Origin of the sequence: Streptomyces flavofungini, assembly GCF_030388665.1 — a bacterium.
Classification (GTDB): domain Bacteria; phylum Actinomycetota; class Actinomycetes; order Streptomycetales; family Streptomycetaceae; genus Streptomyces; species Streptomyces flavofungini_A.
In genome coordinates this window covers 1,436,951-1,459,952 of the sequence record NZ_CP128846.1, presented here as the reverse complement: position 1 = coordinate 1,459,952, position 23,002 = coordinate 1,436,951, and the positions used below count along the sequence as shown (strand labels likewise).

The window sequence follows — 23,002 nt, the reverse complement described above, 5'->3', positions numbered from 1 at the left end:
ACCCTCCGCACTCCCGAAGGACACCTTGATGTTCGACTCCGTACGCGACGCCCTCGCCGCCGACCTCGAAGAGATCCGCGCCGCCGGTCTGCACAAGCCCGAGCGCGTCATCGGCACCCCGCAGTCCGCGACGGTCTCCGTCACCGCGGGGGGCCGACCCGGCGACGTGCTGAACTTCTGCGCCAACAACTACCTCGGCCTCGCCGACCACCCCGAGGTCGTCGCCGCCGCCCACGCGGCGCTCGACCGCTGGGGCTACGGCATGGCGTCCGTGCGCTTCATCTGCGGCACCCAGGAGGTGCACAAGGAGCTGGAGGCCCGGCTCTCGTCCTTCCTCGGCCAGGAGGACACGATCCTCTACTCCTCCTGCTTCGACGCCAACGGCGGCGTCTTCGAGACCCTCCTCGGCGCCGAGGACGCGGTCATCTCCGACGCCCTCAACCACGCCTCCATCATCGACGGCATCCGCCTGTCCAAGGCCCGCCGTTTCCGGTACGCCAACCGCGACATGGCCGACCTGGAGAAGCAGCTGAAGGAGGCCACCGAGGGCGGCGCCCGGCGCAAGCTGATCGTCACCGACGGCGTGTTCTCCATGGACGGCTACGTCGCCCCGCTCGCGGACATCTGCGACCTCGCCGAGCGGTACGACGCCATGGTCATGGTCGACGACTCGCACGCCGTCGGCTTCGTCGGCCCCGGCGGCCGGGGCACGCCCGAGCTGCACGGCGTCATGGACCGCGTCGACATCATCACCGGCACGCTCGGCAAGGCGCTCGGCGGTGCCTCCGGCGGGTACGTGGCCGCGCGCGCCGAGATCGTCGCCCTGCTGCGCCAGCGCTCGCGCCCCTACCTGTTCTCCAACACCCTCGCCCCGGTGATCGCGGCCGCCTCCCTCAAGGTGCTCGACCTGCTGGAGTCCGCGGGGGACCTGCGGGAGCGGCTCGCGGCCAACACCGCGCTGTTCCGGTCCCGGATGACCGAGGCCGGCTTCGACATCCTGCCCGGCGACCACGCCATCGCGCCCGTCATGATCGGCGACGCCGCCGTGGCCGGACGCATGGCCGAGCTCCTCCTGGAGCGCGGCGTGTACGTCATCGGCTTCTCCTACCCCGTCGTGCCGCAGGGGCAGGCCCGCATCCGGGTGCAGCTGTCCGCCGCGCACTCCACGGAGGACGTGAACCGGGCGGTGGAGGCGTTCGTCGCGGCGCGGGCGGAGCTGGCGGGGTCCTAGCCCTCGCGGGGCGCCCCGGTCCCGCCCCTTCTCCGGCTGTGTCCATGCGCGGCTCCGCCGCGTGGTGCGAGTCCGGGCGGGTGGGTGGAGGAAAGCCCGTCCGGCGTGTGAGGACGAGGCGCGGAGCGCCGATGGGGGGCCAGGGGCGCAGCCCCGTGTGCGGGCCGTGGTGGGACAATGTGCGCATGATCGAAGCGCGTCGGCTGCACATCCTCCGCGCGGTGGCCGACCACCGCACCGTCACCGCAGCGGCCGCCGCCCTCTACCTCACCCCGTCCGCCGTATCGCAGCAGCTCACAGCCCTGGAGCAGGAGACGGGCCACCGCCTGGTCGAGCGCTCCGCGCGGGGCGTCCGGCTGACGCCCGCGGGCGAGATCCTGCTGGCCCACACGAACGCCGTGCTGGCCCAGCTGGAACGCGCCGAGGCCGAGCTGGCCGCGTACGACGCGGGCAGCGCGGGCACGGTGACGCTGGCGTCGTTCGCGACCGGCATCGGACTCGTCGTCGCCCCCGCCCTGGCCCGTCTCGCGGACAGCGCCCCCGGCATCCGCGTCCGGGTGCAGGACGCCGAGGGCGACGCGAGCCTGCCGATGGTCCTCGACCGGCAGGTGGACGTCGCGGTGGCCGTGGAGTACCGGGGCGCGCCCGGTGCGGACGACTCACGACTCACGCGGGTGCCGCTGTACGCCGAGCCGTTCGACGCGGTCCTGCCCGTCGGCCACCGGGCCGCCGACAGCGAGCGGGTGCCGCTCGCCGAGCTGGCGAAGGACCCGTGGATCGGCCCGTTCCCGGGCAACCCCTGCCACGACGTGGTGGTCCTCGCCTGCGAACAGGCCGGGTTCCAGCCGGTCCTCGAGCACACGTCGGACGACTTCCGCGCCGTCGTCGCGCTGGCATCGGCGGGAGCGGGCGTCGCCCTAGTACCGCGGTCCGCGCTGCGCGGGATGGACATGGCGGGGGCCGTGGTCCGGCCGGTGGACGGGATCACGCCCACACGGCGGGTGTTCGCGGCCGTGCGGCGCGGCGCGGAGACGCATCCGCTGATCGCCCCGGTCCTCGGCGCCCTCGGCGACGCGGCGCAGTAGGCCCCGGCGGCCCCCGCCCCGCCGCGCCCCCGGAATTCCGCGTTCGGAACTTCGCAACGACGTATTGACCCTGTGGTCGGCGAGTCATTAGCGTGGCGGACACCGTGTCAGAAAGCGCTTTCTGAAACGTGCGGAGCGCCTGGTGTGCGTGCCGCGCGCGAGGAGCGTGAGGCGCTTTCGCGAGGCGGTTCCGGCAGCAACTCGAGGTAGCCCTGACGACTTTCGCCGACGTTCCGGGGAGTCCACCGTGAGTCAGCGCGTCCTGTCCCGTACTGCCCCGAAACAAGCGGCGGGTGTCGCCGAGCGCACCCGGCCGGGCCCGCGCCGCCGCGCCCTCGACGCGGCCGAGAGGACCTGGCGGCCGCTCGCCCTGCTGCTCGTGTGCTTCGGCGCCTGGTGGGTGATCGCCGCCGCCGGCTGGGTCGAGTCGTATCTGCTGCCCACTCCCGGCGCCACCCTCGACGTGATCGTGGACAAGCCCGGCTATCTGTGGGAGCACGGCTGGGTCACCACGTACGAGACCCTGCTCGGCTTCGTCATCGCCGTCGGCGTGGGCATCCTCAGCGCCGTCGTGATGGTGTACTCCACGACCGTCGAGAAGACCCTCTATCCGATCCTGCTCTTCGCCCAGGTTGTGCCGAAGATCGCCATCGCGCCGCTGTTCGTCGTCTGGCTCGGCTTCGGCATCGGGCCGAAGGTCCTGATCGCCGTCCTGATCGCGTTCTTCCCCGTGGTGATCTCGATGGTGACCGGGCTGAAGGCCGTGGACCCGGAGATGCTCCAGCTCTCCGCCACCATGGGCGCCCGGCCCTGGCAGACCTTCCTGAAGATCCGCTTCCCGGCCTCGCTGCCGCACCTGTTCTCCGGTCTGAAGGTCGCCGTCACGCTGGCGGTGACCGGCGCCGTCGTGGGCGAGTTCGTCGGCGCGAACGAAGGCCTCGGCTACGTCATCCTGCAGGCCAACGGCAACCTCGACACCCCGATGCTGTTCGCCGGGCTGCTCGTGATGTCGCTCATCGGCGTCGTCCTCTTCGTCCTCGTGGAGATCGCCGAGAAGCTGCTCCTGCCCTGGCACGCGTCCCGCCGCGACACCGCCGCCACCATCACGCTCTGACGCGAGAAGGGCCGACCCCATGCAAGCGACGCGCAGAAACCGACTCCTCACCGGCCTCGTCCCGCTGCTCCTGGTCACCGTCACCGCGACGGCCTGCGGCGGGGACGACAAGACCACCGTCAGCGACTCCGGCGAGAAGCTGGACAAGGTGACGCTCACCCTCAACTGGTATCCGTACGGCGAGCACGCGCCGTTCTACTACGGCAAGCAGCGCGAGATCTTCGAGAAGCACGGCATCGACCTGGACATACGGGCAGGTCAGGGCTCCCAGAAGACCGTGCAGGCGACGGGCACGGGACGCACCGACTTCGGCTGGGCCGACACCCCGGCCGTGCTCGCGGGCGTCGACCGGGGCGTCAAGGTCAAGAGCCTCGGCGTCTACCTCCAGACCACGCCCGCGTCCGTGCAGTCCTTCGACGCAAAGGGCATCGACGGGCCCGCCGACCTCAAGGGCAAGACCGTCGCGGGCACCGCGGGCGACGCCCTCACCCAGACCTTCCCCATCTTCCTGCAGAAGAACGGCATGGAGCTGGACGACGTGCAGGTCCAGAACACCGACCCGGCGGGCAAGATCGCCGCGGTGATCTCGGGCCGGACGGACGCCCTCCTCGGCTACGCCAGCGACCAGGGCCCGATCATGCGGAACAAGGCCAAGAAGGACGTCTCCTACCTGCGCTTCTCCGAGCACGGCCTGAACTTCTACTCCAATGGCCTGATCGCGGGGACCAAGACCCTGCGGCGCGGCGGCGACCTGGCCAAGCGCATGACCGCGGCCGTCAGCGAGTCCTGGGCGGCCGCCGAGAAGTCCCCGGGGCCCGCGGTCGCCGCGATGGAGGGCGCGTCCGAGCAACTGCCGCCGCGCGAGGTCCTCGCCGAGCAGTTCAGGACCACCCTGACGCTGCTCCACACGGACGCGACCCGGGGCAAGGCGCCCGGCGCCAACACCGAGGCCGACTGGAAGCAGACCATCGACGTGTTCGCGGAGGCGGGCATGGTCAAGAGCCCGAAGCCGGTCGCCGAGTACTGGGACGCGGCCAACGGGGTCGAGGGATGAAGCGCCCGGCGGCGCCCGGGGGCAGTGGGGCGGGCGATGGCGAACGCTGAAGCGAGGCCGACGACGACGAACGCCGATGCCGGAGGCAGGAGATGACGACCGTGAACGACACGGCACTGAACAAGTCCGACGCGGCGCCCGGCCGGACCGCCACCGTGCCCGCCGTCCGCCTCGACGGCGTCTGCGTGCGCTTCCGCACGAAGCGCAAGGACGTCACCGCGCTCACCGACGTCACCCTCGACGTGCCGCGCGGCGAGTTCGTCGCCATCGTCGGCCCTTCGGGATGCGGCAAGTCCACGCTCCTGAAGCTGGTCGCCGGGCTGCTCGCGCCGTCGGCGGGCGAGGCGGTGCTCGGCGGCGAGCCGGTGCGCGGACCGCGCCGCGACATCGGCTACGTCTTCCAGCGCGCCGCCCTCCTCGACTGGCGCTCGGCCCGCCGCAACATCCTGCTCCAGGCGGAGATGCGCGGTCTGCCCGCGCCCGCGGCCCGCGCCCGGGCCGACGAACTGATCCGCATGACCGGCCTCGACGGCTTCGAGGACGCCTACCCGCACGAGCTGTCGGGCGGCATGCAGCAGCGGGTCGCGCTGTGCCGCGCGTTGCTGCACGAGCCGCCCGTGCTGCTCATGGACGAGCCGTTCGGCGCCCTCGACGCGCTCACCCGCGAGCAGATGAACGTCGAACTGCACCGCATCTGGCGCGAGACCGGCACGACGGTCCTCCTGGTCACCCACTCCATCCCCGAGGCCGTCTACCTGGCCGACCGTGTCGTGGTGATGAGCCCGCGCCCGGGCACGGTGACCGAGGTCGTCGACGTCGCACTGCCACGGGAACGGGCCTACGCGGCCACGCTGGCGTCGGCCGGGTTCCGCGAGGCGACCGGGCGGATCAGGGAACTGCTCGGGGCGGCGGGGGCGCACGACTGAGGGATCTCCCCGGGGCCGGGGGAGGCGCACTATCCCGCATGTGGGATAGCATCCCGAATATGGGACATGATGATGGCGGGCTGGTCTCCTCACCCGCGCACAGGAACCCGGCCGCCGACACAGACGTGGACGCCCGGCTCGCCACCCGCCTGTCCGGGCTGCGGGCCGAACACGGCTGGTCCCTCGGGGAGTTGGCCGAGCGCAGCGGGGTCAGCCGGTCGACGCTCTCGCGGGCCGAGCGCGGCGAGATCAGCCCGACGGCAGCGATCCTGAACCGCCTCTGCGGCGCCTACGGCCGCACCATGTCGCAGCTGCTCAGCGAGGTCGAGGCCGAACCCGCGCGGCTCGTGCGCGCCGCCGAGCAGGCCGTGTGGACGGACGAGGCGTCCGGCTTCGCACGGCGGTCCGTCTCGCCGCCGCACGCGGGCCTGCGCGGCGAAGTGGTCGAGGGCACCCTCACGCCCGGCGCGGACCTGGCCTACGACCGGCCGCCCGTACCCGGACTCGAACAGCACGTCTGGGTGCTCGACGGCGACCTCGACGTGACGGTGGGCGCCGAACCGCACCGGCTGGCCACGGGCGACTGCCTGCGGTTCCGGGTGTGGGGGGCCACCCGCTTCCGGTGCGGAGGCGAACGGCCCGTGCGCTACGCGCTGCTGGTGGTGGCGCCGTGACCACGACCCCGGAGCCGCGCGCCGAGCGACTGACGGCCGAGCGACTCACGTCACTGGCCGGTGAACTGGGGGACCTCCTGATCGACGCGGTGGACGACGGGGCGTCCATCGGGTTCCTCACCGGACTCGACAGCGACAGCGCCGCGCGCTGGTGGCGCGACCGGGCACCGGACGTGGCCGCCGGCCGCCGCGCGACCTGGGCCGTCCGTGAGGCCGACCGCGTCACCGCCACCGTGAGCCTCGCCTTCGCCGACAAGCCCAACGCCCGCCACCGCGCCGAACTCGTGAAGCTCCTCGTCCACCGCGAGGCGCGCGGCCGGGGCCTCGGCCGGGCCCTGCTCGCGCTCGCCGAACGGGAGGCCGTGCGGGCGGGCAGGACGCTGCTGCTCCTGGACACCGAGACGGACAGCCCCGCCGAGACCCTGTACGTCTCGGCGGGCTGGACCCGCGTCGGCGTCGTACCGGACCACGCGGCGGACCCGGCCGGAGTGCCGCGCGCCAGCACCTTCTTCTACAAGAGCCTGGTCCAGGGCCCGGACGGGGCCCTGGACCAGGTCGGCCGGGCGGACCGGGCGCGCCGGCCGTAGGCGCTCAGTACCGCAACGCCGCCAGATACCGGTAACTGTCGCGCGCCGTGGCGAACGGGTCCGTCGGGCTGTCGTGTTCGACCAGCCACTGCCGCACCCCGCCCCTGCGCGCGTGGTCGAACATCGCCGCGAAGTCCAGGGTCCCCGAGCCCACGTCGGCGAAGTCCCCGTTCGCGGCCATGTCCTTGACGTGCAGGGCGGGGAAGCGGCCGGGGTGCCTGGTGAAGCAGCTCCCCGGGTCGGCGCCGCCCTTGACGGCCCAGTACACGTCCAGTTCGAAGCCGACCAGGTGCGGGTCGGTCTCCGTGACGAGGATGTCGTACAGGCTCACGCCGTCGACCACGGTGTGGTCCGAGCCGTGGTTGTGGAAGAGGACGGGGCCGAGGCCCGCCTCGCGGGACGCCCGCCCGATGCGGTTGAACTCCCTTGCCGCCTCCCGGAATCCGGCGGGCGAGTGCAGGGCGCCGGGCAGGCTCGGCACGACGGGCCAGGTCGCGCCCAGCGTGTGCAGGTCCGCGAGGGCCTGGCCGAGACCGGGCCCGCGCAGGACGTCGTAGGAGACGTGTTCGAGGACGGCCTTGAGCCGGACGTCGTCGAGCACGCGGCGGATGGCGGCCGCCGAGTGGCCGTGCCGGCCGCTGACACCGACCGTCGCGTAGCCGATGGTGGCGAGCCGCTCCAGCGTCCCCGGGAAGTCCTGCGCGAGGGCGGTGCGCATCGTGTAGAGGTGCATGCCGATGCCGCCGCGCGGGATGCGACGGCACGGGTGTCCCGTACTGCTCGCCGGCCACGCCGGGGCGCCCGTCACGAGACCCGCGGTGAGCCCCAGCGACGTACCGAGAAAGGCCCGTCTGGTCGCGCTCATGACCGTCCTCCCCGCGCGGGCCGCACGGTGATCCCGACCGAGCCGGTCGTCGTGTCGCCCTTGTCGTCCGTCACCGTCAGCCGCGCCGTGTACGTGCCCGCGCGCGGGTAGGCGTGTTCCGCGGTCGGCCCCTGCGGAGCGGAGAGCTTGGAGTTGTCGCCGAAGTCCCAGTGGTACGAGGCGACCTCGCGCCCGGCGGGCAGCCGCGGCTTGCCGGTGAGGCGGACGGTGAGCGGCGGTGTGCCGCTGCCGGGGGCGGCTGTCACCGTGACCCGGGCGTGCGGGCTCTTCTCCACGCCGGGACCGTTGAAGTGCAGCCAGTCCACGGTGAACAGGTCCGGCTTGTCCTCGGCCCACTGCGGGTTGGTGAACACGGCGTACAGCTTCGTCGTGCCGTCGTGGCGCGCGAGCTTCGTGGTGGGGGAGACGAAGTTGCTGTAGCTGCCGGTGTTCGGCACCGTCACCTTGCCCAGGAGCCTGCCCGTCGGCGAGCCCGCCCGGAACTCGACGTCGCCGCCGAGCCCGCCGGAGGCCGCGCCGACCGTCACCGAGTCCACGCCCTTCAGGTGCACCGGGTCGAAGGCGACCCAGTCGCCGTGCTCGATCTCGATGAGCCGCTTGCCGCCGGAAGCGTCGGGACGGCTGCCCGTCTCCGCGCCGCCGTGCGCGCCCCCGGTGGCCGTGCGGTGCTCCGCCTCCCGCAGCGAGGTCCGCAGCGTCAGGGCGTCCGAGCCGGTGAGCGCGGGCACGCCCGGGGTGCCCTTGTCCGTGTACTGGGCGGTGATGCCGTAGTACAGGTTCTGGCCCGGGCCGTGGCTGTCGCCGGCGTCCGTGACGATCTCGCCCTTGCAGCCGGTGTAGTTGTCCAGCGGGTGCAGATGCGAGTCGTGGCCGAGCTGGGACTGGACGACGACCTTGGAGCAGTCGACCTTCCCGTCCTCGGGGTCGGTGACCTTCACCGTGAACGGAATGGTGTCGCCGAAGCTGAACATGCCGCCGTCCGGCGGCTGCCCGATCGTCACTGTCGGCCGGGTGTTGCCGACGGTGACCTCCCGCACGGCGAGCCCGGAGAGATCACCCGGCCCCGTGACCTTCAGACGCGCGGTGAACCGGCCCTTCTTCGTGTACGTGTGGGTCGGGTTCGCCGCCGTGGAGTCGGTGCTCCCGTCGCCGTCGAAGTCCCACGCGTACGTGACCGGCTTGCCGTCGGGCAGACCCGAACCGGCGCTGGAGAACGCCACCTTCAGCGGCGCCTTGCCGTTGTCGGGCGTGGCGCTCACGCGGGCGTCGGGCAGCCGCTCGTCCGCCACGTAGTCGATGCGATAGATGCCCGCGCCCTCGTTGCTGCCGCCGCGGCCCGTGCCGCTGCCGAGCCCGAAGTCGATCACGTACATCGCGCCGTCCGGACCGAAGTCGGCGTCGAAGGGCTGGTTCCACTTCATGTCGGGGAAGATCCCGTTGATCGAGTGCAGCTCACCCGCCCTGGCGGGCGGGAACCGCGGATCGGTGAACTCCTGGTCCTTCTCCTGGACCGAGAACGCCTTGAACCACTGCCGGGTCAGCTCGTACGTGAACCACTTGCCCTCGAAGTACTCCGGGAACTTCGTCCGGTACGGGTTGTCGGCGTCGTAGTCGTAGACCGGACCGCTCATCGGGCCGCCGCCCCCGGTGCCCAGCTCGGGGAAGCGCTGGGAGGCGGAGTAGGCGTACCAGACGTCGGCGGCCTTCGCGGGCGGCAGGTCCCGCAGGCCCGTGTTGTTCGGAGAGTCGTTGACGAGCTTTCCGCAGTCGAACTTCGCGCCGGGCTTCTGGGCCGCGAAGTCGTAGTCGTTGAAGGGGGTGTTGTCGCCGACGCAGTACGGCCAGCCGTAGTTCCCGGCCTTGGTGATCCGGTTGAACTCCACCGTCCCCTCGGGACCGCGGTCGGGCACGGCCTGGCGCGCGTCCGGGCCGTAGTCGGCGACGAGCAGCGCCCCGCTCACCGGGTCCGTCGTGATCCGGAACGGGTTGCGCAGACCCATCGCGTAGACCTCGGGGCGCGTCCTGTCCGTGCCCGGCGCGAAGAGGTTGCCCTCCGGGACCGCGTACGTCCCGTCGGCCTTCGGGGTGATCCGCAGCACCTTGCCGCGCAGGTCGTTCGTGTTGCCCGAGGTGCCCTGCGCGTCCCAGGCGCGACGCCCCTCGCGCTCGTCGATCGGAGTGAAGCCGTCCGACGCGAACGGGTCGGTGTTGTCGCCCGTCGCGACGTACAGGTCACCCTTCTTGTCGAAGGCGATCGAGCCCGCCATGTGCGAGTTGGCCCTGCCCTCGCCGCGCAGCGTCGGAATCGTCAGGAGCCGCTTCTCGGAAGCGGGGTCGACCTTGCCGCCCGCCTCCGTGAACCGCGACAGGTTGATGCGCTTCTCGGTCTTGTCCGAGTGCAGCAGGTACAGCCAGTGGTTGCTGGCGAAGTCCGGGTCCAGGGCGAGCCCGAGCAGACCGTCGGACTGGCTCGTCATCTCCGGCGTGTACGCGAAGTCGAGTGCCGTCGTGACCTTCAGCGACTCCTGGTCGATCACCTTCAGCTTGCCGGTGCGCTGGATGAAGAACACCCGCCGGTCCGGTGCGACCGCCAGCTCGAACGGGTCGGCGAGGTCCTCCGTGACCAGCGGCGTCCGCTGGAACGCGCCCGTCTTCGTGGCCGTGCAGTCACCCGGCTTCGCACCGGCCGCCCACTCGATGCCGCCGAGCAGGTGCCGCAGGAACGCCTGCTCCGAGAACGCCGCGGACGCGTGCCCGCCCGCCGTGTACCAGGAGCGGCCGCCGTCGTAGTTCTGGCACCACGACCACGGGTGGTCCACGCCCTCGTCGAGGCCCTCGACCCCGTCACGCACCTTGATCTGCGCGAGCGTGTGCACCTTCCCGGTCGGGTTGGCGCGCCAGTTGTACCACTCCTCCTCGCGCTCCCACAGCTGCGGAAGCCCCTTCGTGGACGGGTGCGCCTGGTCGAGGACCTTGACCCGGCCCGTCTGCACCTGCGGATGCTTGTCGAAGATCGCGCCGACGAGCCCCTCGTACCAGCCCCAGTCCCGCTCGCTCGCCGACGCCGCGTGCAGCCCCACCCAGCCGCCGCCCCCGCGCACGAACTTCTGCAGCGCCGCGCGCTGCGCCGCGTCGAGGAGGTCGCCCTTCTCCGGCGTCGAGTTGGTGTTGTTGAACACGATCGCCTGGAACCGGCCGAGGTTGGCGTCCGTGAAGGCCGCCGCGTCGTCGGTGGCCTCCACCTCGAAGCCGTGCTCGCTCCCCAGCTTCTCGATCGCCTCGATGCCCGCGGGAATGGACTCGTGCGGATAGTTGGTGACCTTGGAGAAGACCAGGACCCGGAAGGCCGCCGCGGCCTCGGCGGGCGGCGGCGACGACAGGCCGAGGCCGACGAGCAGGGCGAACAGGGCGGCGAGGACGGTGAACGGTCTGGACATGCGGGCTCTTCGCGTGGAACTCATGGCGCTCCCTGGGCTTGGACGGCTGCCGGTAGCCGGGTGTGCGGTGAGTCGCGGTGACGGGGCGGAGCGGTGGGTCGGTCGCCGTGGAAAGCGCTTACTCCGCAAGGTTGTTCAGCGTAGGTTCCGCATCCCGGGAGGGTCAATGGGTCGGCGGGGCCCCGAGCGGCACGGGGGTTGACGGCTGCCTCGTGGGGGAGGGTGTGCCGGGAGAGACGAGTCCCACCGCACAGCAGAGGAGTGCTCCGATGCCGGAGAAGGACCATGCCGACGGGGCGCCGGTCACGTACACCGCGGGGCTGCTGACCGCGTCGGACGGCGTGCCCGTCGCCACGTACACCTGGCTGCCCGCCGGGAGCAGGCCCCGGGCCGTCGTGCAGATCGCGCACGGCGCCGCCGAACACGGCCTGCGCTACGAGCGGTTCGCCCGCCACCTGGTCGCGCACGGGTACGGAGCGGTCGCCTCCGACCACCGCGGCCACGGCGCCACCGCGCAGGCCACCGGCGGCTACGGCGTCACCGACACGGCGGAACCCGACAGCGGCGCCGACGCCTGGCGGGCGATCGTCGACGACCTCAAGGCCATCGGCGACCAGGTGCGCGCCCTGCACCCGGGCGTCCCCGTGGTCCTGCTCGGCCACAGCCTGGGCTCCCTGCTCGCCCGGGACTACGCCCAGGAGTACCCGGACACCCTCGCCGGCCTGATCCTCTCCGGCACCTTCCGCTCGCTGCCCGGAGCCGAGACCGAGGCCGCCGCCGCGCGGCTCGGCGAGGAGATCGCCAAGGGCGGCCGGGCGGCCCGGTCGTCCTTCCTCGCCGAACTCTTCGCCTCCTTCAACGACCCCTACCCCCGCCGCACCGGCTTCGAGTGGCTGTCCCGCGACGAGGCCGAGGTGGACGCCTACGCCGCGGACGAGGCCTGCGGATTCGCCTTCTCGGCGGGCCTCACCCTGGACTGGGTGCGCGCCGTCCGCAAGATCAACGACCCCCGGAACCTGGCCCGCGTCCCCGCCGACCTGCCCATCCACATCGCCGTCGGCGCCCAGGACCCCTGCAACCAGGGCATGACGCTCGTGTACGAACTCCTTGAGGACTTCCGCTACGTCGGCGTGCGCGACCTGACCTGGAAGGGGTACGAGGGCGCGCGGCACGAGATCCTCAACGAGACGAACCGGGACGAGGTGCAGCGGGACCTCACGGCGTGGCTGGACGCGCGGATCCCGTAGAGCCCGCGCCCGCCCGGCCCGGCGGGCGATTGTCAGTCGGCTTGGCTACGGTTCTGGCCATGGTCAACGCCGATGATGTACGCCGCACCGCACTCGCCCTGCCGGACACGACGGAGAAGCTCGCCTGGTCCATGCCGACGTTCCGCGTCGCGGGGAAGATGTTCGTCACGCTCCCCGAGGAGGAGACGTCCATCGCCGTGCGCTGCCCGAAGCTGGAGCGCGACGAACTGGTCCTCGCCGAGCCCGAGAAGTTCTGGATCGCGGACCACGAGGCGAGCTTCGCCTGGGTCCGGGTGCGCCTGAAGGCCATCGACCAGGACGAGCTGTCCGACATCCTCGCCGACTCGTGGCGACAGGCGGCCACGCCCCGACTCCTGGAGACCTACCCGGAGTTGGGGGTTCCGGCCGGGGAGTAGCGGGGCGGCGGGGCGAGCGGACGGGGCGCTGACCTGGGAGGTGTCCCTGGCAGCGGCCGGGCGGGCGTAAATCCGGCTGAGCGTGGCCGGATCGCGTGGCATGATCCGGCGTCGTGCCGTCGGCGGTCAGCGGTCAGCAGCGCTCAGCGGAGGGGCGGGTCGGGTATGTCAGGGGTGGCGTCCGGGGGCTCGGGGGATTTCGCGGACCCAGGGGGTTCCGGGGCGTCGAAGGGGGCGAAGGGGGCGAAGGGGGCGAGCGCGGGGGCGCCGCGGGAACCGCGCGCGTGGGATGAGTCGCGGGCGCCGGGCGGGCCGGGGGTTCGGCTCGGACCCGGGAACCCCGGACCTGACAATCCCGGACCCGGGAGTCCCGGGCCCGCCGAGGACGGGCTGTGGTCGCGGGACTTCGGGCTCTTCTTCGTGGCGCGGGCCGTCGCCAAGCTCGGCGACACGATGCTGCCCGTCGCCCTCGCCGCAGGCCTGCTGCTCCACGGGTACGGAGCGGGAGCCGTCGGCCTCGCGATGGCCGCGACCGCTGCCTGCTTCGCCTCGCTCGTCATCTTCGGCGGCGTCTTCGCCGACCGGTTCAGCACCCGGCTCCTGATGATCGGCGCCGACGCGGTGCGCCTTGTCACCCAGTCGCTCGCCGCCGTCTTCTTCCTCACCGGCCACGTGGTGCTGTGGGAGATCTGTCTGATCGGCGCGGTCAACGGCGCCGCGGCCGCGGTCTTCCAGCCCGGCGTCGCCAGCACCGTGCCCCGGCTCGCCGCCGACGTGCAGAAGGCCAACGGCGTGATCCGGGTCGCCGAGTCCGGCGCGCAGCTCGCGGGCCCCGCCGTCGCGGGCGTCCTCGTCGGCCTCGCGTCGCCCGCGGCCGTCTTCGCCGCCCACGCCGGTACGTACGCGCTGAGCGCCGTGTGCCTGCTGCTCCTCAGGCTGCCGCCCGCCGTGCCCCGCAGCCGCGCGGGGAGCCTCGGCTTCAAGAAGGACCTGGCAGTGGGCTGGCGGGAGTTCCGGGCCCGCACCTGGCTGTGGGGCGTCATCGCCATCTGGTGCGTCCTGATGATCACCGTCACCGGACCGGTCACGCCCCTGGTCGCCGTCACCGTCGTCGAACAGCACGGCTCGGGTGCGTACGGCCTGGTGAACTCCGCTCTCGGCGCGGGTACCGTCATCGGCGGTGTGATCGCGCTGCGGCTCCGGCCCCGGCGGATGCTGCGCGCCGGGGCGTTCGCCCTCATCGGCTACGCCGCGTTCCCGGCGTCCGTCGGGGCGCAGGCCGGGGTGGGGCTGATGGTGGCGGGGGCCGTGGTCGCCGGGGCGGGGACCTCGTTCTGGGCGGTGATGTGGGCGACCAGTGTCCAGACTCAGGTGCCGCCGGACGTTCTCAACCGCATCCACGCCTACGACGTGGCGGGGTCGTTGGCGATGCTGCCTGTCGGTCAGGCGTTGGCGGGGCCCGCGGCCGCCGCATTCGGGGCTGAGCGGGTGCTGTTGATGGGTGGGGTGATGGTGCTTGTGGTGTGCGGGACGTTGTTGGTTGTGCCTGCGGTGCGGGGGTTGGTGCGGGTGGGGGGTGGGGGCCTTGCCGGGGGCTCCCCAGTCCCGCCTCTTCCCGGTGCTCCGGAGTGACACTTCTGGAGTGGTCGGGTCGTGGTGGCATCCGAGCAGGTCGCACCGTATGCCGCTAGCTCGGGGAATGCGTCCGTCCGCACCGGTTCCATGGAAACCACACCGGTAGGACAGGGTGCCGACGGTATCGAGACGCTGCGCGGAGTGCGCTGCATCCGGCTGTCCGTCCGCACCGACGAGACGACGAGTCCGGCGCGGCAGCGCGAGGCGGATGACGCGGCGGCGACAGCCCTCGGCATCACCTTCGGCGGGGGCGCCGCTCTGCGGGAAGCGGTCGACCCGGCCGCGCCCGCCCCCGCCGAGCCCATGCGGGAACTGGGCGCCGCGTAGCGGAGCCGTAGCGTTGAGACAGCCCGAACGGGCCCCTGTGGCTGCTCGGGCCTTCTGTTCTTCGACTGCTCGGCCACCGCGTGGTCGCGGGTGGGCACCAGGGTGCCGTCCACGATGCGCACGGTGCCCTTCGCGAACCGCTTGCGCGGCTGGAAGGCGAGCTGGGGGCCGAGGAGGTCGATGATCCGGCCGGCCGCCGACTTGGAGACCCGCAGAGCGGGGCGAGCTGACGCAGCGTCAAGTCCCTGCGCCAGTACGCCGTGATCAGCGGTATCCGGTCCTCCAGCGGCAGGCCCCATGGCCTGCCGCACCACGATATGGCCTGCCGCGCCGCGATTCGTCCGCGCTCTCGCGGCGCGCCATGGTCAGCAACTTGCCGAAGCCGCGCGGGCTCAGGCCGGTGAACGGGGCTGTCCAGGACGGCTCCGACGCCGTGATCACACCAGCCACAGCAAGATCGTTCCACTGTGGTTGATCCCTCCGACCGGAGGTCGAGCCAGGGGGATCTTCTCGCCCGGTGAAACATCTTCGCCGAACGCACGGCCTGCTCAGGGGCTGGTGGCATGATCGGGGCGTGATCAGTGATCCCGGCAGTGCTGGTGCGATGAGGTATGTCCTGTTCGACGTCGATGGCACATTGATCGATGCCGTGGACAATCAGCGCCTGATCTGGCGAACGTGGGCAGAGCGCTATGGACTGGACCCTGATGAGGTCTATGGAGTGGCACTGCGGACGAGGCCGGTGGAGACCTTTGCGCAGGTCGCCCCGGACCAGGACCCCGGAGAGTGCCTGGCCGCGCTGCATGAACTGGAGGATGAGGACGTTCGCTCCGGCACGTATACGGCTTTCGACGGCGCCCGGCAGCTGTTGAGGGCCCTGCCGCCCGGGTCCTGGGCGCTGGTGACCTCGAACTACGAGCACCGGGTACGGGGGCGTTTCGCGCGGACAGGTCTGCCGGTGCCCGAGGTCATCGTGGATGCGGGTGCCGTGGAGGAAGGCAAACCGTCGCCGGTGCCGTATCTGCAGGCCGCCGCACGGCTTGGCGCCGAGCCGGAGGACTGCCTGGTCATCGAGGACGCCCCCTCCGGAATCCAAGCCGGCCTGCGTGCCGGGATGACGGTATGGGGCGTCAACACCCCCGTGGCGGTGGACGGGGCCCACCGCCACTTCGAGAGCCTGCGTGAAGCCGCCCGCGACATCCTCGCCTTCGCGTCCGGGGTCCACCCTCAGCGGCCTGCGGGGCCGGCCACAGTGGATTGAACTTGCAATGGCTGGTGTCATCCCGGTGCCGCTCCGGATGGTCCCGGCCACCTGGCTATTTCCGCGCGGCGTCAGCAAGTTGGTGACCGCGCTACGCCGGGCGGGACTGCCGCCTCAAGGGCGACCGTGTCCACCGCGCCATGCGTGGCATCGCCCGCCCGCACAGCTGCGAGCTCGCCGGAAAGTGCTCCACCTGCAGATCGTGATGATCTGTGGGGCAGAGTGGGGGCATGACTCCGTACGAGACGATGCCGTTTCACCTTGAGACCGAGCGGCTGATACTGCGGCCGTGGGCCGAGTCGGACGCCGCCGAGTTCTGCGCCCTGCTCTCCGAACGCGGCAAGGGGACCCCCACGGTTGAGCACATCCGGAAGTCCATCGCTGAGCTGCTCAGCGCGACGGCGACTACGGGGATCGCCCTGTTGCCCATCCAGCGCCGCGAGGAGGGCGATTTCATCGGCTACTGCGGGCTGATCATCGGCCGCTCCACCCTGGAGGAGCCTGAAATCGCGTACGAGCTGTTCCAGCGCGTACATGGGAGCGGCTACGCCACCGAGGCGGCCGGCGCGGTACTCGATGCCGCTATCGCGACCGGGCGGAAACGCCTCTGGTCAACCGTCGGAGCATGGAACGCGCCATCGCTCCGTGTGCTTGAGAAGCTCGGGTTCGAGCGGGATCACGTCTCCATGGAAGACAACGGTGAAGTGGTCTGGCTCACACGCGAGTTGCCGTGAGGTGAGCGCGCGCTCCCGGGGCTTCATGCTCACACGACCGTGTGCGCTCCGGCGGAGCCCCAGGCGTGCCGCGAACGGTTGGACGGTCGACTCGGTCCCACGGCAGTCGACCACACCGCAGATCTTCTACGGGGCAGCCCTCAGCGAGCATCGGGGCTCACCGAAACCGGCGCTCCGCCGCAGACCCCGCACCTCAAACGCCGGAGCGGCTGAGACGTTGCCGCACCGGCACACTTTCAGCCCGTCCGGCGTTCGAGGGCGAGGCGCGGAGCGCCGAATAGCGGGGGTCCAGGGGGCGCAGCCCCCGGGTTCGGGAAGAGGTGGGGTCGGGGAAAGCACCGCAGGGCCCCGAACCTCAGCCCAGGAACCCCCCGATCCGCTCGCGCAGCGACCCCGCATCCAGCCCATGCGCCCGCACATGCTCCTCCACCCGCCCGTACCGCCGCAGCTCCCGCCGAGCCACCCCGAGCCCGAGCACCCGATGCGGCACCTCCACGAGGGCGTCGTTCGCGGCAGCCGTGGACGTCCCGGCGAGGTACGGCTCGACCAGCACGACATCGGCGGCCACCGCGCCCCCCACGGCCCGGCGCAGCCCCGCCGCGTCGAACGGCCGCACCGTCGTCGCGTACAGGACCGTCACGTCGAGCCCCTCCGTGGCGGCGAGCACCTGGTCGAGCATCGGCCCGACGGCCACGACGACCCCGCGCCGCCCCTCCCGCACGGTGTGGAACCCGGCCCCGTCCACCGGCATCGGCGTGGCGTTGGCCTGCACGGACAGCCGCACGTACACCTTGTCGTCGCCCGCGGCGACCGCGTGCCGCAGCAGCGTCTCGGCCTCGTCGGGGTGGCCCGGCACGTGCACGGTCCAGCCGTCCAGGGTGTCGAGGAGCGCGACGTCGCCGGGCGACATGTGCGTGAACCCGCCCTCCGGCCAGTCGAACGACGCGGCCGCGCTGACCAGGACGCCGCCCACGTCCTGGTGGCCGAAGTCCAGCTTGATCTGCTCGAAGGGCCGCTCCACCAGGAAGCTGGCGAAGGTGTGCACGACGGGGCGCAGCCCCGCGAGGGCGAGTCCGGCACCGGCGCCGACGAGCAGTTGCTCCCGGATGCCGACATTGATGACCCGGTCCGGATGAGCCCGCATCGCGTCCTTGAAACCGTCCAAGCCGATCTCGGCGAGCACGACGGCCAGGCGAGGGTCCTCGTCGAGCAGCCGCGTCATGACGGGGGCGAAACGGTCACGCATGGTGTCCATGAGGAGGGAGTCCTTCCAGAAGAGATGAACCAGGGGAGGAGACGGGTCAGACGGGTCAGGGGCGGGGCCGGGCGTCGGCGTCACGCCGACCCGGGCTCCTCGCGCGCCTCACACCGACTTGGGTTCCACCCGCGCGATGACCGCGTGCGGCCGCCCCGCGTGCGGCGCCGTGTACGCCGCGTACAGCGCCTCGTGATCGCGTCCGTCGACGGTGAGCGCGGACCAGCCGGCCGCCTCGAACCGGGCGGCGATGCCGCCGGGCCGGGCGTAGGACGCCGAGGCGTTGTCGATCACCAGGGTGTGCAGCTGTTCGAGGCCGGCCGGTCCGGCGTAGGCGATGGCCTCGTGGTTGCTGCCCTCGTCCAGCTCGGCGTCCCCGACGAGCACCCACACGCGCGGGTCGGTGAGGCCGCGGGCCCGCAGGCCGAGAGTGGTGCCGACAGCCAGCGGCAGGCCGTGGCCGAGCGAGCCGCTGCCGATCTCGGCGCCCGGGACCAGGACACGGTCCGGGTGGTGTCCGAGGGGCGAGTCGTACGAGCCGAAGCCCTCCAGCCAGTCGACGGGCAGGAAGCCCTTGGCCGCGAGCACGGCGTAGTAGGCCATGGGGCCGTGTCCCTTGGAGAGGAGGAACCGGTCGCGGGCCGGGTCGTCGGCGCGGTCGGGTGTGACCCTGAGCACGCGGTCGTAGAGCACCCACAGCGCGTCCAGCGTGGACGTGGCCGCGGGGCCGTGCTTCTCGTCGCCCGTCATGAGGCCCATGAGGCGGGGGAGGTCCCCGTACGTGAAGGTGTGCTCCGTTGTCGTCGTCATGCGGACGAGCGTGCAACCTGAAGTCCACTTGAGGTCAAGAGGTGAAAGGCGTGAGCGATCACGGTCCGGAGTGCGGTATTGTTTCGGTGCGCGTTCGGCCAGGGGAAACCCCAGGTCAGCGGGCAACGGGACGTGGCGCAGCTTGGTAGCGCACTTGACTGGGGGTCAAGGGGTCGCAGGTTCAAATCCTGTCGTCCCGACCATGTGTCTCACAGGTCGGAGGCCGTTCTCGCCGAAAGGCGGGGGCGGCCTTTTCCGTGTCTCCGGGGCGGTGGCCTTGCTCACTCCGCCGCGCCGCGTTCACGACAAGCGATTAGGCTATGCCGGTTGTTTGGTCCAGGACCGGACAACCCCAGGCAAACCGGGAGTGGCACGGCGAGCTCCCGGGGATCCGCGGCCTTCGACGATAGGACCCGATGGAAGCCACGCGCGCGAACGCTGAGCTCAGCCTGCTCGAAGCGGAGATGAGCGAACAGTTCGAGGAGCCGGCCTTCTTCAGCACCGGGAGCGCCGCCGCACCGCGCACCCTGGTCGACATCATCGACGCGACCGTGCGGGCACACCCCGACGAACCCGCCCTCGACGACGGCACCCGCCAGCTGACGTACCGCGCCCTGGCCGCCGAGGTGGAACAGCTACGGCGCCGGCTCGACGCCGCCGGAGTCGGCAGGGGCGACCGCGTCGGCGTCCGCGTGCCGAGCGGCACCAACGAGCTGTACGTCGCGATCCTCGCCGTCATCGCCGCGGGCGCCGCCTACGTCCCGGTCGACGCCGAGGACCCCGACGAGCGCGCCGACCTCGTCTTCGGCGAGGCGGGCGTGCGCACCGTCATCGGCGCCGGACACGCCTTCACCGTCGACAAGCCCGCCGACGTCCCCGCGGGTCGGCCCGAGCCCGACGACGACGCGTGGATCATCTTCACGTCGGGCTCCACCGGCAAGCCCAAGGGCGTCGCGGTGAGCAACCGCAGCGCCGCCGCGTTCGTGGACGCCGAGGCCGCCCTGTTCCTCCAGGAGGAGCCCATCGGGCCGGGCGACCGCGTCATGGCCGGCCTCTCCGTGGCGTTCGACGCGTCCTGCGAGGAGATGTGGCTGGCCTGGCGCTACGGCGCCTGCCTCGTGCCCGTGCCGCGCTCGCAGGTGCGCAGCGGCGCCGACCTCGGGCCCTGGCTGGTCGAGCAGGAGATCACCGTGGTCTCCACCGTGCCGACGCTCGCCGCGCTGTGGGAGCCCGAGGCCCTGGGCGACGTCCGGCTGCTGATCTTCGGCGGCGAGGCCTGCCCGCCCGAGCTGACCCAGCGCCTGGTCACCGAGGGCCGCGAGGTGTGGAACACCTACGGCCCGACGGAGGCCACGGTCGTCGCCTGCGCCGCACTCATGACCGGCGACGAGCCGATCCGGATCGGGCTGCCGCTGGCCGGCTGGGAGCTCGTCGTCGTCGACGAGGCGGACCGGCCCGTGCCGATGGGGGAGAGCGGTCAGCTCGTCATCGGCGGCGCGGGGCTCGCCCGCTACCTCGACCCGGAGAAGGACGCTGAGAAGTACGCGCCCCTGGAGTCCATGGGCTGGCGGCGCGCCTACCGCAGCGGCGACCTCGTCAAGGCCGACCCCGAGGGTCTGATCTTCCTCGGCCGCACCGACGAACAGATCAAGCTCGGCGGCCGCCGCATCGAACTCGGCGAAGTGGACGCCGCCCTCCAGGCCCTGCCCGGCGTCGCGGGCGCGGCCGCCGCCGTCCGCACCGCACGCGGCGGCAACCAGCTCCTCGTCGGCTATCTGGTCCCCCAGGACGGCTTCGACCACGCGGCCGCCGTCGAGAAGCTGCGCGCCGAACTGCCCGCCGCCCTCGTGCCGTTGCTCGCCCCCGTCGCCGACCTGCCCACCCGCACCTCCGGCAAGGTCGACCGCAACGCCCTGCCCTGGCCCCTGCCCGACCTCGACACCGGCGGCAAGGCCGAGCAGCTGTACGGCACCGAGGCCTGGCTCGCCGAGCAGTGGAGCGAGACCCTCGGCATCCCCGTGACCAGCGCCTGTGACGACTTCTTCGCGATCGGCGGCGGCAGCATCGCCGCCGCCCAGCTCACCACCCGGCTGCGCACGCGCTACCCGAGCGCCGCCGTCATCGACATCTACGAACGCCCCGTCCTGCGCAAGCTCGCCCGCCGCCTGGAGAAGTCCGCGCAGGACGACGGCGCCGCCCGCGAGATCGCCCCCGTGCCCGTGCGCGCCCAGGCCGCCCAGGCGGCCCTGCTGCTCCCGCTGTTCACCCTCGTCGGACTGCGCTGGACGGTCGCGCTCGCCGCGCTCGGCAACGTCCTGCACCACTTCGGCGCCTACCCGTGGGCCCTGTCCGCGCCCTGGTGGCTCATCGCCGTCGGCGTCCTCGTCCTGTACAGCCCGCCCGGACGTCTCGCCGTCGCGGCGGGCGGCGCCCGGCTGCTGCTGCGCGGCGTCCAGCCCGGCAGCTATCCACGCGGCGGCTCGGTGCACCTGCGCCTGTGGACCGCCGAACGCCTCGCCGAGTACAGCGGCGCGACCTCCCTGACCGGCTCCTGGCTGGAGCGCTACGCCCGCGCGCTCGGCGTCAAGGTCGGCGCCGAGGTCGACCTGCACTCGCTGCCGCCGGTCACCGGGCTGCTCAAGCTCGGCCGCGGCTGCGCCGTCGAGACCGAGGTGGACCTGTCCGGGCACTGGCTCGACGGCGACCGCCTCGAAATCGGCGCGATCAAGGTCGGCGCGGGCGCCGTGGTCGGCACCCGCAGCATCCTGTTCCCGGGCGCCCGCGTCGGCAAGCGCGCCGAGGTCGCCCCCGGCTCCGCCGTGCGCGGCCCGATCCCGACCGGCCAGCGCTGGGCCGGATCGCCCGCGGGCAAGCTCGGCAAGGCCAAGCGCGACTGGCCCGAGCAGCGCCCGCCGCGCGCCGTGCACTGGCGCGCCATGTACGGCGTGACGGGCATCGCCCTCAGCCTCCTGCCGCTCGCCGCCGCCCTGCCCGCGCTCTTCGTCGCCCGCGCCTTCGTGCCCGCCGACGCCGCCCTCGGCGAGGCCGTACGCGGCGCGCTGCTCGCCCTCGCCCCCGCGACCCTGGCCTTCGGCCTCGCGTACGCCCTGCTGATCCTGATCGGCGTCCGGCTGCTCAGCCTCGGCCTGCGCACGGGCACCCGCCCCACCCACAGCCGCATCGGCTGGCAGGCGTGGACTGTCACCCAGCTCATGGACCTGTCCCGGCAGACCCTCTTCCCGCTGTACGCCGGACTCGTCACCCCCCTGTGGATGCGGCTGCTCGGCATGCGCGTCGGACGCGGCGCCGAAGTGTCCACCGTGCTCGCCCTGCCGAGCCTCACCACGGTCGGCGACGGCGCGTTCCTCGCCGACGACACCCTGACTGCGCCCTACGAGCTCGGCGGCGGCTGGGTGCGCATCGGCCGTGCCGAGATCGGCCGCCGCGCCTTCCTCGGCAACTCCGGCATGACCGCGCCCGGCCGCTCCGTGCCCGACGACGGCCTGGTCGGCGTCCTGTCGGCCACCCCGAAGAAGGCCAAGAAGGGCAGCTCCTACCTGGGCCTGCCGCCGGTCAAGCTGCCCCGCGCGGCAGCCGGGTCCGACGACAGCCGCACCTACGCGCCACCCGTCCGGCTCAAGCTGGCCCGTGCGCTCGTCGAGGCGTGCCGGATCGTCCCCGTGTTCTGCTCGGCCGCCCTGGTGATCTTCGTGGTCGGGCTGCTCGCCCTGGCCGCCCGGCACGGGCTCTGGCTCGCCGCGCTGCTTTCCGGGGCGGTCCTGCTCGCCGCCGGGGCACTCGGCTGCCTCACCTCGATCGTGGCCAAGTGGCTGCTCGTGGGCCGCCACCGCACCGGCGAGCACCCGCTGTGGTGCGGCTTCGTATGGCGCAACGAACTCGCGGACACCTTCGTCGAGATGGTCGCGGTGCCCTGGCTCGCCGGAGCCGTCCCCGGCACCCCGGTCCTGAACCTGTGGCTGCGCGGGCTCGGCGCGCGCGTCGGCCGGGGCGTGTGGTGCGAGAGCTACTGGCTGCCGGAGACCGATCTGGTCACCCTGGAGACCGCGACCAGCGTGAACCGGGGCTGTGTCCTGCAGACGCACCTCTTCCATGATCGGATCCTGCGGACGGATACTGTGGTCCTCCGTGCGGGCGCCACCCTGGGTCCGGGCGGGATCGTGCTGCCCGGCAGCGAGATCGGAGCCCGGTCGACCCTCGGCCCCGCGTCCCTCGTGATGGCCGGCGAGTCGGTCCCGGCCGACACCCGCTGGCTGGGCAACCCGATCGAGGCCTGGCGTCCCTGAGGCGGCGGGCCGCGTGGCA

The 23,002-nt window shown here is 72.4% G+C and carries 17 protein-coding genes, 1 tRNA gene and 2 pseudogenes; 15 read left to right on the top strand and 5 right to left on the bottom strand.

Annotation, left to right across the window (positions count from 1 at the left end; all coding sequences use genetic code 11):
* The first annotated feature begins 28 nt into the window (after nucleotides 1-28).
* The 7 genes from QUY26_RS05610 to QUY26_RS05580 all read left to right on the top strand — a co-directional run bounded on the left by QUY26_RS05610 (nucleotide 29) and on the right by QUY26_RS05580 (nucleotide 6,671).
* Complete coding sequence (locus QUY26_RS05610; RefSeq protein ID WP_289943999.1) at nucleotides 29-1,231, top strand: glycine C-acetyltransferase; 1,203 nt, start codon at nucleotides 29-31, stop codon at nucleotides 1,229-1,231.
* Nucleotides 1,232-1,416: 185 nt separating this feature from the next.
* Nucleotides 1,417-2,316, top strand: a complete 900-nt coding sequence (locus QUY26_RS05605) for a LysR family transcriptional regulator (RefSeq protein WP_289943998.1) — start codon at nucleotides 1,417-1,419, stop codon at nucleotides 2,314-2,316.
* Nucleotides 2,317-2,563: 247 nt separating this feature from the next.
* Nucleotides 2,564-3,430, top strand: a complete 867-nt coding sequence (locus tag QUY26_RS05600) for an ABC transporter permease (protein WP_289943997.1) — start codon at nucleotides 2,564-2,566, stop codon at nucleotides 3,428-3,430.
* Between the two features lie 19 nt (nucleotides 3,431-3,449).
* Nucleotides 3,450-4,484 carry an ABC transporter substrate-binding protein gene (locus QUY26_RS05595; protein WP_289943996.1) on the top strand — a complete coding sequence of 345 codons (1,035 nt, stop codon included), beginning with the start codon at nucleotides 3,450-3,452 and terminating at the stop codon, nucleotides 4,482-4,484.
* A gap of 92 nt (nucleotides 4,485-4,576) precedes the next feature.
* Complete coding sequence (locus QUY26_RS05590; RefSeq protein WP_289943995.1) at nucleotides 4,577-5,410, top strand: ABC transporter ATP-binding protein; 834 nt, start codon at nucleotides 4,577-4,579, stop codon at nucleotides 5,408-5,410.
* A 59-nt stretch (nucleotides 5,411-5,469) separates the two neighbouring features.
* Entirely contained in the window at nucleotides 5,470-6,084 is a 615-nt protein-coding gene (locus QUY26_RS05585) for a helix-turn-helix domain-containing protein (protein ID WP_289943994.1), read from the top strand.
* Entirely contained in the window at nucleotides 6,081-6,671 is a 591-nt protein-coding gene (locus QUY26_RS05580) for a GNAT family N-acetyltransferase (RefSeq protein WP_289943993.1), read from the top strand. Before QUY26_RS05585 ends, QUY26_RS05580 begins: the two co-directional genes overlap by 4 nt.
* Nucleotides 6,672-6,675: 4 nt before the next feature.
* Here QUY26_RS05580 and QUY26_RS05575 read toward each other — a convergent pair whose 3' ends face one another.
* Together QUY26_RS05575 and QUY26_RS05570 are read right to left on the bottom strand one after the other, a co-directional pair.
* Entirely contained in the window at nucleotides 6,676-7,536 is an 861-nt protein-coding gene (locus QUY26_RS05575) for a sugar phosphate isomerase/epimerase family protein (RefSeq protein WP_289943992.1), read from the bottom strand.
* Nucleotides 7,533-11,018 carry a ThuA domain-containing protein gene (locus QUY26_RS05570; RefSeq protein WP_436840271.1) on the bottom strand — a complete coding sequence of 1,162 codons (3,486 nt, stop codon included), beginning with the start codon at nucleotides 11,016-11,018 and terminating at the stop codon, nucleotides 7,533-7,535. Before QUY26_RS05570 ends, QUY26_RS05575 begins: the two co-directional genes overlap by 4 nt.
* Nucleotides 11,019-11,263: 245 nt before the next feature.
* Here QUY26_RS05570 and QUY26_RS05565 point away from each other — a divergent pair, with 245 nt between their 5' ends.
* From QUY26_RS05565 to QUY26_RS05550, 4 genes and pseudogenes are all read left to right on the top strand, one after another.
* Entirely contained in the window at nucleotides 11,264-12,241 is a 978-nt protein-coding gene (locus QUY26_RS05565) for an alpha/beta fold hydrolase (RefSeq protein ID WP_289943990.1), read from the top strand.
* 59 nt (nucleotides 12,242-12,300) lie between these two features.
* Nucleotides 12,301-12,657 carry an MmcQ/YjbR family DNA-binding protein gene (locus QUY26_RS05560; RefSeq protein ID WP_289943989.1) on the top strand — a complete coding sequence of 119 codons (357 nt, stop codon included), beginning with the start codon at nucleotides 12,301-12,303 and terminating at the stop codon, nucleotides 12,655-12,657.
* A gap of 390 nt (nucleotides 12,658-13,047) precedes the next feature.
* A complete protein-coding gene (locus QUY26_RS05555; RefSeq protein ID WP_289955495.1) occupies nucleotides 13,048-14,289 on the top strand; it encodes an MFS transporter in 1,242 nt (413 codons plus the stop codon).
* 90 nt (nucleotides 14,290-14,379) lie between these two features.
* Nucleotides 14,380-14,568: pseudogene (locus tag QUY26_RS05550) on the top strand (hypothetical protein); the annotation flags it as partial.
* 101 nt (nucleotides 14,569-14,669) lie between these two features.
* On the opposite strand, the pseudogene QUY26_RS05545 reads toward QUY26_RS05550, so the two are convergent.
* Nucleotides 14,670-15,069, bottom strand: a pseudogene (locus tag QUY26_RS05545) (IS5/IS1182 family transposase); the annotation flags it as partial.
* A gap of 154 nt (nucleotides 15,070-15,223) precedes the next feature.
* Between QUY26_RS05545 and QUY26_RS05540 the strand changes: the two are divergent.
* On the top strand, nucleotides 15,224-15,880 hold the full coding sequence (locus QUY26_RS05540; RefSeq protein WP_436840488.1) for an HAD family hydrolase: 657 nt from the start codon (nucleotides 15,224-15,226) through the stop codon (nucleotides 15,878-15,880).
* Between the two features lie 230 nt (nucleotides 15,881-16,110).
* Nucleotides 16,111-16,614, top strand: a complete 504-nt coding sequence (locus QUY26_RS05535; protein ID WP_289943987.1) for a GNAT family N-acetyltransferase — start codon at nucleotides 16,111-16,113, stop codon at nucleotides 16,612-16,614.
* 355 nt (nucleotides 16,615-16,969) lie between these two features.
* Here QUY26_RS05535 and QUY26_RS05530 read toward each other — a convergent pair whose 3' ends face one another.
* Complete coding sequence (locus QUY26_RS05530) at nucleotides 16,970-17,869, bottom strand: transketolase family protein (protein ID WP_289943986.1); 900 nt, start codon at nucleotides 17,867-17,869, stop codon at nucleotides 16,970-16,972.
* A 108-nt stretch (nucleotides 17,870-17,977) separates the two neighbouring features.
* A complete protein-coding gene (locus QUY26_RS05525) occupies nucleotides 17,978-18,679 on the bottom strand; it encodes a transketolase (protein WP_289943985.1) in 702 nt (233 codons plus the stop codon).
* A 126-nt stretch (nucleotides 18,680-18,805) separates the two neighbouring features.
* Between QUY26_RS05525 and QUY26_RS05520 the strand changes: the two genes are divergently transcribed.
* Both QUY26_RS05520 and QUY26_RS05515 read left to right on the top strand, forming a co-directional pair.
* Nucleotides 18,806-18,882 (top strand) — tRNA-Pro (locus QUY26_RS05520).
* Nucleotides 18,883-19,095: 213 nt separating this feature from the next.
* Nucleotides 19,096-22,983, top strand: a complete 3,888-nt coding sequence (locus tag QUY26_RS05515) for a Pls/PosA family non-ribosomal peptide synthetase (RefSeq protein WP_289943984.1) — start codon at nucleotides 19,096-19,098, stop codon at nucleotides 22,981-22,983.
* The last annotated feature ends 19 nt before the right edge of the window (nucleotides 22,984-23,002 follow it).